16 protein-coding genes are annotated in these 13,294 nt (G+C 71.4%); 6 read left to right on the forward strand and 10 right to left on the reverse strand.

The window, feature by feature from the left end; genetic code table 11:
• Window positions 1-122 precede the first annotated feature (122 nt).
• Window positions 123-1,142: a helix-turn-helix domain-containing protein gene (locus ABZ370_RS38085; RefSeq protein ID WP_358631088.1), complete on the forward strand. Its 1,020-nt coding sequence runs from the start codon at window positions 123-125 to the stop codon at window positions 1,140-1,142.
• Here the strand turns inward: ABZ370_RS38085 and ABZ370_RS38090 are convergent.
• Genes ABZ370_RS38090 through ABZ370_RS38100 form a run of 3 tightly spaced genes read right to left on the reverse strand, consistent with a single transcriptional unit; the run spans window position 1,135 to window position 3,705 of the window.
• A complete protein-coding gene (locus tag ABZ370_RS38090; protein WP_358631091.1) occupies window positions 1,135-1,959 on the reverse strand; it encodes an aldo/keto reductase in 825 nt (274 codons plus the stop codon). The two genes, ABZ370_RS38085 and ABZ370_RS38090, sit on opposite strands and share 8 nt — an antisense overlap.
• A gap of 59 nt (window positions 1,960-2,018) precedes the next feature.
• A complete protein-coding gene (locus ABZ370_RS38095; RefSeq protein WP_358631094.1) occupies window positions 2,019-2,447 on the reverse strand; it encodes a heme-binding protein in 429 nt (142 codons plus the stop codon).
• 49 nt (window positions 2,448-2,496) lie between these two features.
• Window positions 2,497-3,705: an MFS transporter gene (locus ABZ370_RS38100; protein WP_358631097.1), complete on the reverse strand. Its 1,209-nt coding sequence runs from the start codon at window positions 3,703-3,705 to the stop codon at window positions 2,497-2,499.
• A gap of 456 nt (window positions 3,706-4,161) precedes the next feature.
• On the opposite strand from ABZ370_RS38100, the gene ABZ370_RS38105 reads away from it, so the two are divergent.
• Entirely contained in the window at window positions 4,162-4,506 is a 345-nt protein-coding gene (locus tag ABZ370_RS38105) for a nuclear transport factor 2 family protein (protein WP_358631100.1), read from the forward strand.
• A gap of 38 nt (window positions 4,507-4,544) precedes the next feature.
• On the opposite strand, the gene ABZ370_RS38110 is transcribed toward ABZ370_RS38105, so the two are convergent.
• Complete coding sequence (locus tag ABZ370_RS38110) at window positions 4,545-5,483, reverse strand: LysR substrate-binding domain-containing protein (RefSeq protein WP_358631102.1); 939 nt, start codon at window positions 5,481-5,483, stop codon at window positions 4,545-4,547.
• Window positions 5,484-5,622: 139 nt separating this feature from the next.
• On the opposite strand from ABZ370_RS38110, the gene ABZ370_RS38115 reads away from it, so the two are divergent.
• Window positions 5,623-6,633: an aldo/keto reductase gene (locus ABZ370_RS38115; RefSeq protein ID WP_358631105.1), complete on the forward strand. Its 1,011-nt coding sequence runs from the start codon at window positions 5,623-5,625 to the stop codon at window positions 6,631-6,633.
• A 70-nt stretch (window positions 6,634-6,703) separates the two neighbouring features.
• On the opposite strand, the gene ABZ370_RS38120 is transcribed toward ABZ370_RS38115, so the two are convergent.
• Entirely contained in the window at window positions 6,704-7,450 is a 747-nt protein-coding gene (locus tag ABZ370_RS38120; RefSeq protein ID WP_358631106.1) for a VCBS repeat-containing protein, read from the reverse strand.
• A gap of 153 nt (window positions 7,451-7,603) precedes the next feature.
• Window positions 7,604-8,023: a thioredoxin family protein gene (locus tag ABZ370_RS38125; protein ID WP_358631109.1), complete on the reverse strand. Its 420-nt coding sequence runs from the start codon at window positions 8,021-8,023 to the stop codon at window positions 7,604-7,606.
• Between the two features lie 189 nt (window positions 8,024-8,212).
• Between ABZ370_RS38125 and ABZ370_RS38130 the strand changes: the two genes are divergently transcribed.
• A complete protein-coding gene (locus ABZ370_RS38130) occupies window positions 8,213-8,623 on the forward strand; it encodes a DUF4395 domain-containing protein (RefSeq protein WP_358631111.1) in 411 nt (136 codons plus the stop codon).
• 21 nt (window positions 8,624-8,644) lie between these two features.
• Here ABZ370_RS38130 and ABZ370_RS38135 read toward each other — a convergent pair whose 3' ends face one another.
• From ABZ370_RS38135 to ABZ370_RS38150, 4 genes are read right to left on the reverse strand one after another with little or no spacing between them, the layout of a single operon-like run.
• Window positions 8,645-9,811 carry a flavin reductase gene (locus ABZ370_RS38135; RefSeq protein WP_358631114.1) on the reverse strand — a complete coding sequence of 389 codons (1,167 nt, stop codon included), beginning with the start codon at window positions 9,809-9,811 and terminating at the stop codon, window positions 8,645-8,647.
• The gene (locus ABZ370_RS38140; RefSeq protein ID WP_358631116.1) at window positions 9,708-9,983 is read right to left on the reverse strand and encodes a hypothetical protein; all 276 of its coding nucleotides are present in this window, start codon (window positions 9,981-9,983) and stop codon (window positions 9,708-9,710) included. Before ABZ370_RS38140 ends, ABZ370_RS38135 begins: the two co-directional genes overlap by 104 nt.
• A 27-nt stretch (window positions 9,984-10,010) precedes the next feature.
• Window positions 10,011-10,547, reverse strand: a complete 537-nt coding sequence (locus tag ABZ370_RS38145) for a DsbA family protein (protein WP_358631119.1) — start codon at window positions 10,545-10,547, stop codon at window positions 10,011-10,013.
• A complete protein-coding gene (locus ABZ370_RS38150) occupies window positions 10,544-10,981 on the reverse strand; it encodes an Rrf2 family transcriptional regulator (protein WP_358631175.1) in 438 nt (145 codons plus the stop codon). Before ABZ370_RS38150 ends, ABZ370_RS38145 begins: the two co-directional genes overlap by 4 nt.
• 123 nt (window positions 10,982-11,104) lie before the next feature.
• On the opposite strand from ABZ370_RS38150, the gene ABZ370_RS38155 reads away from it, so the two are divergent.
• Window positions 11,105-11,674, forward strand: a complete 570-nt coding sequence (locus ABZ370_RS38155) for a cupin domain-containing protein (protein ID WP_358631122.1) — start codon at window positions 11,105-11,107, stop codon at window positions 11,672-11,674.
• Between the two features lie 109 nt (window positions 11,675-11,783).
• Entirely contained in the window at window positions 11,784-13,268 is a 1,485-nt protein-coding gene (locus ABZ370_RS38160; RefSeq protein WP_358631124.1) for a sulfatase-like hydrolase/transferase, read from the forward strand.
• Window positions 13,269-13,294 lie beyond the last annotated feature (26 nt).

The following is a 13,294-nucleotide window of genomic DNA, read 5'->3' on the forward strand; positions in this document are numbered from 1 at the left end:
ATCCGCTTCGCGTGTTCTTCTTCGCGTGTAGTCCGGGCCCGGAGCCCCGGCACGTCTCAGCCTCGCTTACGCTCGGAGACACCGTGAGTGGCCGGACAGCCACCTGTCATACCATTCCGGCCATGCCACATCGTGTTGCCGTTCTCGCCCTCGACGGGGTCATGCCGATGGACCTGGGCATCGCGGCCCGGGTGCTCAACGAGGCCCTCGACCCGGCCGGGGCACGGCTCTATTCCGTGACGACCTGCTCGCTCGGCGGCCAACCGGTCCACACGAACGCGGGCTTCCGGATCGTCGTCGACGACGACGAGTCACTCCTGGAGGGCGCGGACACCGTGGTGATCGCCACCCAGGAGCCCGACGAACATCTGCTGGCCACCGGCGAGCTGCCCGCCCGGCTCGCCGCGGCCTTCACCCGGATCGGGCCCGAGACCCGCATCGTCAGCCTGTGCACATCGGCCTTCCTGCTCGCGGCGGCCGGGCTGCTGGACGGGCTGCGGGCCACCACCCACTGGGCGCTGTGCGACCAGTTCACCCGGAGGTTCCCCGGCGTCGAGGTCGATCCGGACGTGCTGTTCGTCGACAACGGGCGCATCCTGACGGCGGCCGGCGGGGCGGCCGGTATCGACCTGTTCCTCCACCTGGTCCGCAGGGACCACGGCGCGACCGTGGCCACCTCCGCGGCGCGACGGTGCGTGGTGGCTCCGTGGCGCGAGGGCGGACAGGCGCAGTTCATCGAGCACCCGGTGCCCAAGGATGCCGACCGTTCCACCTCGGCCACCCGCCAGTGGGCACTGGACAGGCTGGCCGAACCGGTCACGCTGCGGGTCATGGCCCGCCACGCCCACATGAGCGAGCGCACGTTCACCCGGCGGTTCCGCGCCGAGGTGGGCACGAGCCCCCTCCAATGGCTGCTGCGAAGCCGACTGACCCAGGCGCGCCGCCTGCTGGAGTCCAGCGACCTGACCGTCGCGCGCATCGCCACCGCCTGCGGCTTCGGGGACGCCGTCGCGCTGCGCAAGCACTTCCACACCCACCTCGGCCTGTCCCCGCTGGCCTACCGCCGCGCCCACCGCGCCCCCGAACCGGCCCGGGCAGAGCCGCTCCAGGTGTACAGCTGGAGCGGGACCGGCGTCAGTTGAGGGTGTCGGGGTCGGGTCCGGTGCGTCCGCCGCGGTCGAGGGCGGTGATCGTCTCGATGTCCTCACCGGTGAGGGTGAAGTCGAAGACGTCGATGTTCTCCCGGATGCGGGCGGGGGTCACGGACTTGGGGATCACGATGTTTCCCAGCTGCAGGTGCCAGCGCAGGACCACCTGGGCGGGCGTCTTGCCGTGCCGCTGTGCCAGCGCGGTGAGGGCGGGGTCCTGGAGAAGGGCGCCCTGGGCCAGCGGGCTCCACGCCTCGGTGGCGATCCGGTGATCGGAGTGGAAGGCCCGCAGCTCGCCCTGCTGGAGGTAGGGGTGCAGCTCGACCTGGTTGACGACCGGGACCACGCCACTGTGGTCGAGCAGCCGCCGCAGGTGGTCGGGCTGGAAGTTGGAGACGCCGATGGCGCGGGTGCGGCCGTCGGCGAGCAGCTTCTCCAGGGCGCGCCAGGTTTCCAGGTAGCGGTCGCGGGCGGGGGTGGGCCAGTGGATGAGGTAGAGGTCCGCGTAGTCGGTGCCCAGCTTGGCCAGGCTGGTGTCGAAGGCGGCGAGGGTGGAGTCGTAACCCTGGTCGGCGTTCCACAGCTTGGTGGTGAGGAACAGCTCCTCGCGGGGGACGCCGGAGGTGGCGAGGGCGCGGCCGACGCCCGCCTCGTTGCCGTAGATGGCCGCGGTGTCGATGCTGCGGTATCCGGCCTCCAGGGCGGAGAGCACCGCGCCGGTGGTCTGCTCGTCGTCCACCTGGAAGACGCCGAAGCCCAACTGCGGGATCTCGACGCCGTTGTGGAGGGTGACGTGGGGTACGGAGGTCATGATGTCCTTCGGTGGTTCGCTGGTGCCTGCGGGTGTGTGTTCTGTGGTGCGGGGTGGGGTCAGCCGAGCGTCGCGATCGCGGTGGTGGCGAACTCGTGGTCCTGCTCGGGAGCGCCGCCGCCCACGCCGACCGCGCCGATCAGCCGGCCGTCGCGGTGGACCGGGACGCCACCGGCGAGGAACAGCAGCGGGCGGTCGAGGGCGGTGGGCAGGGTGTGGAAGGGGCCGCCGGGCTGGACCGCGTCGACCAGGTCCGCGGTGGGGGCGTTCAGCTGGAGCGCGGTGAACGCCTTACGGGTGCTGGTCTCCCCCGCGATCAGTACGGCCCGGTCATCGCGCCGGAAGGCCAGGAGGTGGCCACCGGCGTCGACGACGCTGATCGCGGTCCTCACTCCGGCCGCCTCGGCGGCGGAGCGGGCGGCTTGGAGGAGGGCCTCGGCGTCCTGGGTGGTCAGCGGGGCGGCGGTGGTGGTCTCGGGGGTGCTCATGGCGGGTGGAACTCCTTGATGGTGGTGGTGCTGTTCGGTGTGGGGTCGTTCAGTGGCGGGCGGTGGCCACGCGGGCCGGTTCGGGGGTGGCGTCGGCGTGGGTGCTGTGGCGGGCGTCGCGGCGCTCCAGGGCGGCGGAGAGGACGGCCAGGACCAGGGCGGAGGCGGCGAGGATGGCGCCGACCCAGTTGGGGGCGGTGTAGCCGAGCCCGGCCGAGATCACCAGGCCGCCGAGCCAGGCCGAGAGCGCGTTGCCCAGGTTGAAGGCGCCGATGTTGACGGCGGAGGCGAGGGTGGGGGCGCCGGACGCGTGGTCCAGCACCCGCTTCTGCAGCGGGGGAACGGTCGCGAAGCCCAGCGCACCGACCAGGGCGATGGCGACGGCAGCCGCGATCTTGTTGTGGGCGGCGAACGTGAACAGGGCCAGGACCAGCGCGAGGGCGCCCAGTGACACGTACAGCAGCGGCATCAGGGCACGGTCGGCGAACTTGCCGCCGACCAGGTTGCCGCCGACCATGCCGAGGCCGAAGAGGACCAGCAGCCAGGTGACGGAGGAGTCGGCGTAGCCGGTGACCTCGGTCATCATGGGCGCGATGTAGGTGATAGCGGCGAAGACACCGCCGAAGCCGAGCACGGTCATCGCCATGGCCAGCAGTACCTGTGCGTTGCGGAACGCGGCCAGCTCATGGATCAGGCGCACGCCCTCCGGCTTGGGGATGTCGGGAACGAGCCGGGCGATACCCGCCAGGCCCACCACACCGAGTGCCGCGACGAGGAAGAAGGTGGTCCGCCACCCCAGCGACTGGCCGATCGAGGTGCCCAGCGGCACGCCGACGACGTTGGCGACGGTCAGGCCGGTGAACATCATCGAGATGGCGCCCGCCTTCTTCTCGGGCGCGACGAGGTCCGCCGCGACAACCGATCCGATGCCGAAGAACGCGCCGTGCGCGAAGGAGGCGACGATCCGTCCCGCGGCCATGACGCCGAAGACGGGGGCGAGCGCCGAGAGCAGGTTGCCCGCGACGAACAGCGCCATCAGCAGCATGAGCATGTGCTTGCGGGAGATCTTCGTACCGAGCGCGGTCATCAGCGGCGCACCGGCCATGACGCCGAGCGCGTAACCGGTCACCAGGAACCCGGCGGTGGGGATGGAAACGCCGAAGTCCCCGGCGACCTCGGGCAGCAGCCCCATGATCACGAACTCGGTGGTTCCGATCCCGAAGGCCCCGATGGCGAGGGCCAGCAGCGCGATGGGCATGAAAGTTCACTCCAAGTGATTGCGGTCGCCCTGTACGGGCATCCACAATACTTGCAGACGCACTAATTGCAAGCGCGCTATATTGCTCGTGCTGTGTATCACTCCATCGCGGGCTCTCCACGGGCCCCGCACCCCGCCAGGAGGCACCCATGGCTACGCCGGACGCCGCGGGATCTACACCCACGTCACCGAGCCGGACTGCGACTGCTCGGCCAGGCCCGGCCGACGTACGGAGAGGCCCTGCGCGAAGCGCTCGACTGGCCGGGCGGGACCCGAGACTCGCCACCCTGGTCACGACCGTGGCGACCCTGGAGGCGTCGGCGCTGGAGGCGTCCGGCTGAGGCCAGGAAGCAGGTGCCTCACCGCCTCGCCGCCGCCTTCCTCCCATACTGCTCCCGCGTTCCGACGGGAGCCGACACCGCACACCTACAGATACAGAACGGATTGGTTACCGCGATGACCCGGACGCCCGAACAGATCTTCCACGAGCATGGTCAAGCGCTCGGCTCGGGAGACTTGGACAAGATCAGCGCCAACTACGCAGAGGACGCGGTATTCGTTACCTCTTCAGGTGTTCTCCGAGGGCGCGAAGGAGTAAAGCAGGGCATCGCCGCCTTGCTCGGCGATCTCCCGGACGCCAGCTGGGACTTGACCCCTCAGTTCGTGGGCGACGTTCTCTTCCTCGAATGGTCAGCCACCGGCGCCCATGCGCGTGTGAAGGACGGGGTCGACACATTCGTCTTCCGTGACGGCCTCATTCAGGCCCAGACCGTCCGCTACACCCTGATCACCGAAAGCTGAAGAGCAGCCTCCAGCTCATACCGACCGGCGCCCGAGGCTCATATCCCGGCTGAGAGGGCGCCGGTCAGCGGCGCCTCACGCACATCCCGCCCGACCGACAGCACCGTCTCGCGGAACGAGGCGACGATCGGGCGCAGATCGGTGTGGTGCCAGACCGCCCACAGCTGAACGGACGCCTCATGCCAGGGCAGCGCGCGCACCGCCACGGCGTCCGTCGCGCCGCGCACCATGCTCCGCTGCACCAGTGCCAGCCCCAGACCGGAGGCCACCAGGCCGAGGGCCGTCAGCGGTTCCGCGGCGTCGAGCCGGATGTCAGGTGTGAAGCCCGAGGCGGCGCACGCGGCGATGAACGTGTCCCGCCATGCCGGGTCGCCCGCCTCTTCGACCGCGATCCACGGCTGACCGTCCAGGTCTCGCGCCGTGACCGTCTCACGAGCGGCCAGCGGGTGGTCCGCCGGGAGGACGAGCAGCAACGGGTCTTCCAGCAGCGGCGCGGCCCGCAGCGCGGGGTCGTCGCTGTCCGGCGCTTCCCGCGTCAGGGCGATGTCGAGGCTGCGCCGTCGCAGTCCCTCGAACTGCTCGGCCGCGGACATGCTGTACAGGGCGACATGGATGTCGGGGTTCCCCTCCCGCACTCGGCGCAGCGCGCCCGGCAGCACACCCGTGTGCATGGCGTCGGTGACGTAGCCGATGCACAGTCCGCCCTCTTCACCCCGGCCCAGCCGACGGCCCAGGCTCTCCAGACGTTCGGCATGGCGCAGCAGCGCCCGGGCCTCACCGAGGAACACCGCGCCGTCGCGGGTGAGCCGGATGCGCTGGCGGCCTCGCTCGAACAGGGTGAGGCCGAGGTTCTTCTCCAGCTGGGCGATCTGCCGACTGAGGGGGGACTGCGATATATGGAGTCGCTCGGCGGCGCGGCCGACGTGTTCGGTCTCGGCGACGGCGATGAAGTAGCGCAGTTGACGCAGGTCAAGCATGTAGGACCTCGGGGGACTCAAGTATGGCCAAGAGAGTCTTGGACAGTCTGAAGTGGCGATCCTAGTGTCGGAGACGCAAGCACGACGGACCGGCCGCATGCCATGGGTTCGTCATCTCCCCTCTCCGCAAGGGCACTTCATGACCATCACGTCCCTGCTCCCGGGCCGCCTCGGCCTGGGCACCGCCCCGCTGGGCAGCATGTTCCGCGACGTCCCCGCCGAGGAGGCCGCCGCGACCGTCGAGGCCGCCTGGGATCACGGCATCCGCTACTTCGACACCGCCCCGTTCTACGGCGCGGGCCTGTCGGAGATACGCCTCGGCGACGCGCTCGCCGGGCGCCCCCGCGACGAGTACGTGCTCAGCACGAAGGTCGGTCGCGTCATCCTCGACGAGGTGGAAGACCCCGCCACCCGTGACTTCGGCGAGAAGGGCGGCCTCTTCGCACACGGCCGCCCCAACAAGATCCTGCACGAGTGGACGGCCGACGCCACCTGGCGGTCGATCGAGGACAGCCTGCGGCGTCTGCGCACGGACCGGCTCGACATCGTCTGGGTCCACGACGTGGCGCAGGACTTCCACGGCGACGAATGGCTCGCCGTCTACGAGAGCGCCCGCACCGGCGCGTTCCGCGTTCTGCAGCAGCTTCGCGACCAGGGCGTGATCAAGGCGTGGGGACTCGGCGTCAACCGCGTCGAGCCCCTGGAGCTCACGCTCGACCTGGACGAGCCGAAGCCGGACGCCTTCCTCCTCGCCGGGCGTTACACGCTGCTGGACCACGACCGGGCCCTGCGGCGCCTGCTCCCCGCCTCGGCCGACCAGGGCGTCGACCTCGTCGTCGGCGGCCCGTACAGTTCCGGCATCCTCGCGGGCGGCGCCCACTTCGAGTACCAGGCCGCACCGGCGCACATCGTCGAGAAGGTCACGCGCATCAGGGAACTCGCCGGCCGGCACGGCATCAGCGTCAAGTCGGCTGCCCTGCAGTTCGCCCTCGCGCACCCGGCGACCGCCGCCGTGATCCCGGGCGCGACCCGGCCCGACCGCGTCGCCCAGGACGTCGCGGCCCTCGGCGAAACCGTGCCCACGGCCTTCTGGACCGAGCTCCGCGACGCCGGGCTGGTCTCCCCCGACGCCCCCTTGCCCACCGCATGACGCGGGGGCGGGGCGAACACCGGGCGCCGGTGGCGGGCTGAAGGCCTGCCACCGGCGCCCGGTGGTGGTGTCAGGAGCAGGGCTTGTAGAACTGCTTCCAGCCGTCGCCGGGCATGGCCGGGGGCTCGGCCCACGAACCGGCTTCGCCGTACTTCTGGAACGCGTCGTAGTCGAAGTCCGCCAGGCCACCGCCCGGCTTCGACAGGCGCACGTCCCGGTCCATCTGCCCGTCCCCGCCGTTGTTGAGGATCGCGAGGTCCGGGTACGCGTCGTCGTTGTAGTGGGCGATGGCGAGCTGCTTGGCCTCGCCACGGTCGCCGATGTCGGAGTGCCGGGCGTCGGCGGACCGCAGGTTCGTCCGGTTGAGCGGGCCGGGGCGGTGTTCCGCGACACGTGCCGTCGAAGGATCGTCCCCGCCGGAGGGCTTGACGATGTTGACGACCATGTCCAGCGTGCCGTCGTTTTGGAAATCGGCGACCGCGGCGGTCGCGACCTCGCCCTTCTTCGCACCGAGAAGGTCCTTGACCAGGAGCTTCTTCCCGAACGAGCCGTTCGCGGCGCCCCACTGGACCGTCATCTCGGTGCCGGTGTGCCCGGGGTTGGTGATCTTGTCGGGGTGGGTGTCACCGTCGAGATCGCCGATCAGCGTGGTCGCGTCGGCCAGACAGGGGGCCGACGCGTCGGTGGCGCGGTCGGAGCGGAACGTACCCCCCGAGGCCGACGGCTCGGCCGCCCCGGCCTGGTAACCGACGGCCGTCAGGGTCAGGGCGACGGCTGCGAGCGGCGCGGCGATCAGGCGTGAGCGCTTCTGACGCATTGATGAGCTCTCTTTCTGTTGCTGACGCCCAGTGAGATGCGGGTGTCAGCCAGCGCGTTGATGCTCCGATCGCCGTGTGACGTACATGTGACATTCGATCGACGGACGTGGCCGGGTCCAGGGGGCCGAACGTGGCGGCGCGCTCCGTCTCGATCAGGCGTCCGTCGCCTTGCCGATGGCTGCCATCAGTTCCGCGCGCCGGGGCTGTCCGGACGCCCTGCCGACGACCCGGCCGGTCCGGTCGAGCACCAGCACGGTCGGTGTCCGCAGGATGCCCAGGCGCCTGACCAGCTCCAGCCGGTCGTCCGCGTCGATCTCGACATGTGCCGCGCCCGGCACCGTCCCGGCGATGTCCGCGAGCAACTGCCGCGTCGGCCGACACGGCCCGCAGAAGGCGGTGGAGAACTGGACCAGTGTCGTCCGCTCCCCCAGCTCGGACCCGAGCTCCACCGCCGACAGACGCGCCGCGCCACCACGCGGCCGCGCCCGGAGTTTCCCGTCGCGCGCGGCACGCACCGTCCCGAAGACGGTCGCCACAATGAGCACCGCGGCGCACACCACCAACCCGATCATGCCACCAATGTGCACCCGCCCCGTCCTTCCGCGCCACCCCGGCCACTACCATGACGGCCATGGACTCCGCTTTCCCGCTGTGGCTGACCACCCGCCGTGTGGTCGACCTCTGCCGGGCCACGACCACCGGCTGTCGCTGACACCCGCACCGGTCCGCTCACCGCCCTCCCCCTCCCGGAGTCTCTCCCCATGCAGATCGACCCGCGCGGCCCCCGGTTCGCCGCCGCGCTCACCACCCTCGTCCTGTGCGCCGTACTGATCACCGGCAACGGTGTCCTGCTCGCCGTGCAAACCGCCGTCTTCGCGCTCGGTGCGTTCGCGGGCTTGCGCTACTCCCCGTACGGCTGGCTCTACCGAGTCGCCCTCCGGCCCAGGCTCTCCGCGCCGGGTGAGCTGGAGGACGCCCGGCCACCCCGCTTCGCCCAGGGCGTCGGCTTCGGCTTCGGCCTCGTCGGCACCCTCGGATACCTCGTCGGCGTCGACTGGCTGGGCATGACCGCGACCGCGCTCGCCCTGGCCGCGGCCTTTCTCAACGCGGCCTTCGGCTACTGCCTCGGCTGCGAGATGTACGTACTCGTGCGCCGCGTCCGAAGCGTCTGAGGAGGTGCGCCCCCGCTGTCGTCAGGTGGCGGACGGGAGCGTGAGGCCGACCGCCGTGGCGAACGCTCCGTCGTGGTGGACGAGGGCGGAGCCCTCGGCCGGTCCTCCGCCGGACTCGACCTCGCCGATGACGAGGAAGTGGTCACCGACCTGTTCGCACCGGGTCACCCGAGCGGTGAGCCAGGCCGGTACGCCGTCCAGCACGGGGAGTCCGTCGCCCGCGTCCTGCCAGGAGACACCCGAGAAGCGGTCGATGCCACTGCGGGCGAACTGCCCGGCGAGCGCGGTGTTGTCGGCGCCCAGCACATGGACGGCGAAGCGGTCCGCGCGCTGGACGGCGCCGGCGGTCGACGCGGTGGTGCCGAGGTAGAACGAGACCAGGGGCGGGTCCAGCGAGACCGAGGTGAACGAGGTCGCGGTGAACCCGGCGGGGCCCGGCACGGTGACGACCGTGACACCAGCCGCGTGCCTTCGCAGAGTGCGGCGCAGTATCTCGCCCCGGTCGGCCTCCTCGGCTCCGTCGGTTCCGTCGGTTCCCGTAAGGGCAGTGGCGGGGTGGTCGGTGGAGACGGTCATGCTGCTTCCCTTCGGCCGGTTTCGAGGGTTTCGAAGGTTTCGAGGGTGAGGAGCGGGCTCGGGCAGGGCGGGCAGGTCGGTCCGGGCGTCGGGGAGCAGATGCGCCGGTACGGGGCCGAAGAGGCGTCCGCGGGCGAATGCCCGGTCGTCGGTGAGCTTCTTGCGGTGGGTCGGGCAGGCGGTGCGCGCCGCCAACTCGGCCTCCCAGCCACGTTCTTCGTCGGTAGGGGTAGGTGGCGCGGGGCTGTCCGCCGTCGGCGCAGTTCCGGCGAGGATCAGTCCGACGGGCGCGAGCGGCGCATCGGTGGTGGCGGCCGCGTGCAGGGCCTGGAGGGCGCCGGTGTCGCCGCCGATCACGACGAGCGGCGCGGCCGGGTGTTCACCCGCGGCCGCCACCGCCCGGGTCAGCACCTCGGGTGCCGTGTGTTCGGGGGCCGTGTCGAGGGCGTGTACGACGTAGCCGTCCGCCGCGAGGCGTCGGCCGAAGCGCTGGTAGGTGCCGCCGTGTTCACCGCGGCCGGGCAGGACGACGAGGGTGCCGCGCGGCAGGATTCCGGTGGGTGGCTGCCACTGGTGCCGACAGCCGCACCGGATCGGGCAGCGCCACCTCACCGGCAGCGGCCCGCGCGGCGTCGAGGTAGACGTCGAAGGGGCGCCGGCCCGGCACGCACACCCGGCCGCCCGGGCCGTCCAGCAGCAGGGTCGGCAGGGCGTAGCGGCGCCGCTCGCCGATCTCCTTGGCGCGGCCTCCGTGCGGGCCCGGGGCGGCGTCCAGGCCGATCACCTCGGGGATCGGCCGCCGGGTCTCTTCTCAGTCCTCGCGGACCGCGTCCCGGACCTGTGAGGACCCGAGGTCCGTCAGCAACCGCCCCACATCCAGGCCGGGGACGCCACGCACCGCCTCGCGGATGCCGTCCTCGCTGTCGGCGGGCGTGCCCAGCACGAAAGTGGTCTCCCGCAGGCGGCGCACCACCCGCTGCGCGACCTCCGGGCCCTGGGCCTCCGACGCCTTGGCAGCGAGGGAGGCGGGCCGGCTGCTGCGGGTCAGCCAGTGCAGCCGGGGCGCGTACGGGGCGCCCGTGTGGGCGGTGACGTCGCCGATGAACCGCTCGTACCAGCGCGCCTCGGCATCGGGGTCGGGCGCCGGGTCGTCGTCCTCGTCGAAGAGGATGCCGAACACCCGCCGCCAGGCGGCACACGGCCCGAGCGTCTGCCGCAGCAGCCGGAACGCGGGCTCCGCGCCCCAGGCCCACGGGCAGGCCGCGTCGGTGAACTCGGTGATCCGCAGGAGGGGCGCGGTGTCCTCCCGCCGGACCTGACCGCCGCTGTCCGCACGCACCCACGTCATGCCGTCACCGCCGGGGAGGAGGGGCGCGCCACGGTGTCCCGCCGCGCGAGTGCGGCGAGGGTCGTCCTCGCGAGGACGTCGTACGCGGCGGCCTCGACGGAACGCCACAGCTCCGGGAGGCCCCCGGCGACCCCCGGGTAGGCCAGCACATCCGGTCGCAGGCCGCGCAGGGTGAAGAACTCACCGTCGACGGCCGCCATCACCTCGGCGACGCTGATCAGGTCGGCGTCGCGGCCCAGCCAGTAGCCGCCCTCACAACCGCGCTGGCTGCGGACGAGGCCCGCCTTCCGCATGTCCTGGAAGACCGACTTCAGGAAGCGGAACGGGATGTCCTGCGCGGAGGCTATGCCCTCACAGGTCAGGGGCCGCTCGCTGTCGGCGGCGAGTTCGAGGAGCGCCCGCACCGCGTAGTCCGCCTTCGCCGAGATCTGCATGGGCACCGTCTCTCCAGGGAATTCCATCGGGGCCGCCGCCGGGTGCGCACCGGGGAAATGCCAGCTCGGCGGCAATGGACACATCTTGACATCCATTGGCCCGGCTCTCTACGGTCGGCGCCCATGCCTCCCTCCCCCGCTTCGCCCCGGTCCGGCAGCACCCCCGCCGAGGAGCCCGACACCGAGCCCCGGCAGGATGGCTTCCACCCCGATCTCCCCGATCGCCCCGGCCACGACGCCGGTGACAGCGCGCTGCCACTGCGTGCGCGGCTGCACCACATCCGCGCCGACGACCTCGACGGCGACACCGCCCAGAGCGGCGGGATGCGGCGGTTCGCGGCGATCAGCGGGGGCAGCGTCGGCTCGGAGCGCATCTGGATGGGCCAGACCCACGTCGCCCCCGACACCGCGTCCTCCAACCACCACCACGGGGCCTCCGAGACGGCGATCCATGTGGTCAAGGGGCACCCGGAGTTCGTGTTCCTGGACGACTCCGGCGGCACGCCCGAGGAGGTCCGTATCCGCACCTCGCCCGGCGACTACATCTTCGTGCCGCCGTACGTCCCGCACCGCGAGGAGAACCCCAGCCCGGACGACGAGGCGGTCGTGGTGATCGCGCGCAGCACCCAGGAGGCCATCGTCGTCAACCTGCCGGAGCTGTACGTACTGGACACCACACCCGAGGGCGGCTGACGGCGCGAACCGCCTGTTGTTGCGGCTTTATGTAACGCGCGTGAACATCGCATGAGGGCGGTCCGCGAGGCGTTGCCCGGCGTATCGCGGGCCCCCAGTGTTGATCACCATGAACGATCCCAGGATGTCCCGCCGCCTCTTCCACGGTCTGGTCGGCGGGAGCGCGCTCACCGCCGCGGGCGTGGCCGCCGCGGAACCGGCCGCCGCCACGGAACCGGGCGGCGCTGCCGAACCGGCCGCCGCCACGCGTGGCAACGCCGCCGAGGAGGGTGCCACCGGCGAGCGGCCCTTCCGCGCCCGCTCCGGCAGCGCTTCGGGCCGCCGTCCCAATGTGCTGGTCATCTTGGGTGACGACCTGAGCTGGGCCGATCTGTCGTCCTACGGCGCACCGCATATCAACACCCCTCACCTGGACCTTCTCGCCCGGCAGGGCGTGCGCTTCACCAACGCCTACTCCGGCTCGGCGACCTGCTCCCCCACCCGGTTCAGCCTCTACACCGGCCGTTTCCCCGGGCGGACGAAGGGCGGGCTGGCCGAGCCGGTCGGCGACCGCTCCCAGGGGCTGGACCCGAACCATCCCACCCTCGCCTCGCTGCTGAAGACGGCCGGATACGCCACCGCGCTGATCGGCAAGTGGCACTGCGGCTGGCTGCCCGACTACAGCCCCACGAAGTCCGGCTGGGACGAGTTCTTCGGCAACTTCGGCGGTGTGCTGGAGTACTTCTCCAAGCTCGGGCAGCTCGGCGAGTACGACCTGTACGAGGGTGACGCCACCCACCGGGACCTGCGCTACTACACCACGGTCCTCACCGAACGGGCCGTCGAGTACGTCACCCGCGACCACGACACACCGTGGCTCCTCAACCTCAACTTCACCACTCCGCACTGGCCGTGGCTCGCCGAGGGCGACGCCGCCACCGGAGCCGAGATCGCCGAGAAGATCCGTGCGGCGAGCAGCCATGACGAGGTCGTCAACGCGCTGAACCACTACGACGGCGGTTCCGTCGAGAAGTACACGGAGATGGTCGAGAGCCTGGACGCCGCCGTCGGCGAGGTGCTCGCGGCACTGCGGCGGTCGGGTCAGGAGGAAGACACTCTGGTGCTCTTCGCCAGTGACAACGGCGGTGAGCGCTTCTCCTACAACTGGCCGCTCAGCGGCGAGAAGTTCTCCCTGCTGGAAGGCGGAATCCGGGTCCCGACCATCCTGCGGTGGCCGTCCCGGATCGATGCCCGCCAGGTCAGCGATGAGCCGAACTTCTCCCCCGACTGGACCGCCACCCTCCTGGAGGTGGCCGGAGCCCGGCCGGACGCGGCGTATCCGCTGGACGGGACCAGCCTCGCCGGGTATCTGCTGCGCGGCGAGGAGCCACGCGAACGCGACCTCTTCTGGCGGGTGCGGGACAACCGGGCGCTGCGCCGCGGCGACTGGAAGTACTACCAGGACGCCGACGGCAAGGACCAGCTGTTCAACCTCGCGCGGGATGCCCGGGAGCAGGCCGATCTCGCACCCGACCGGCCGGAACTGCTCGCGGACCTCAAGGCCGCCTGGGAGAAGACCGCCGCGGATCTTCTCCCCTATCCCCCGCCGTCGTAAGGGCGGCCGGTTCCCGGGCCGGGCCC

The sequence above is a fragment of the Streptomyces sp. NPDC005962 genome (assembly GCF_040629205.1).
Lineage (GTDB): Bacteria > Actinomycetota > Actinomycetes > Streptomycetales > Streptomycetaceae > Streptomyces.

What these genes read in the sequence shown, in the direction of transcription:
- ABZ370_RS38085 (WP_358631088.1), top strand. Translation starts at nt 123, where the DNA reads ATGCCACATCGTGTTGCCGTTCTCGCCCTCGACGGGGTCATGCCGATG.
- ABZ370_RS38090 (WP_358631091.1), bottom strand. Translation starts at nt 1,959, where the DNA reads ATGACCTCCGTACCCCACGTCACCCTCCACAACGGCGTCGAGATCCCG.
- ABZ370_RS38095 (WP_358631094.1), bottom strand. Translation starts at nt 2,447, where the DNA reads ATGAGCACCCCCGAGACCACCACCGCCGCCCCGCTGACCACCCAGGAC.
- ABZ370_RS38100 (WP_358631097.1), bottom strand. Translation starts at nt 3,705, where the DNA reads ATGCCCATCGCGCTGCTGGCCCTCGCCATCGGGGCCTTCGGGATCGGA.
- ABZ370_RS38105 (WP_358631100.1), top strand. Translation starts at nt 4,162, where the DNA reads ATGACCCGGACGCCCGAACAGATCTTCCACGAGCATGGTCAAGCGCTC.
- ABZ370_RS38110 (WP_358631102.1), bottom strand. Translation starts at nt 5,483, where the DNA reads ATGCTTGACCTGCGTCAACTGCGCTACTTCATCGCCGTCGCCGAGACC.
- ABZ370_RS38115 (WP_358631105.1), top strand. Translation starts at nt 5,623, where the DNA reads ATGACCATCACGTCCCTGCTCCCGGGCCGCCTCGGCCTGGGCACCGCC.
- ABZ370_RS38120 (WP_358631106.1), bottom strand. Translation starts at nt 7,450, where the DNA reads ATGCGTCAGAAGCGCTCACGCCTGATCGCCGCGCCGCTCGCAGCCGTC.
- ABZ370_RS38125 (WP_358631109.1), bottom strand. Translation starts at nt 8,023, where the DNA reads ATGATCGGGTTGGTGGTGTGCGCCGCGGTGCTCATTGTGGCGACCGTC.
- ABZ370_RS38130 (WP_358631111.1), top strand. Translation starts at nt 8,213, where the DNA reads ATGCAGATCGACCCGCGCGGCCCCCGGTTCGCCGCCGCGCTCACCACC.
- ABZ370_RS38145 (WP_358631119.1), bottom strand. Translation starts at nt 10,547, where the DNA reads ATGACGTGGGTGCGTGCGGACAGCGGCGGTCAGGTCCGGCGGGAGGAC.
- ABZ370_RS38150 (WP_358631175.1), bottom strand. Translation starts at nt 10,981, where the DNA reads ATGCAGATCTCGGCGAAGGCGGACTACGCGGTGCGGGCGCTCCTCGAA.
- ABZ370_RS38155 (WP_358631122.1), top strand. Translation starts at nt 11,105, where the DNA reads ATGCCTCCCTCCCCCGCTTCGCCCCGGTCCGGCAGCACCCCCGCCGAG.
- ABZ370_RS38160 (WP_358631124.1), top strand. Translation starts at nt 11,784, where the DNA reads ATGAACGATCCCAGGATGTCCCGCCGCCTCTTCCACGGTCTGGTCGGC.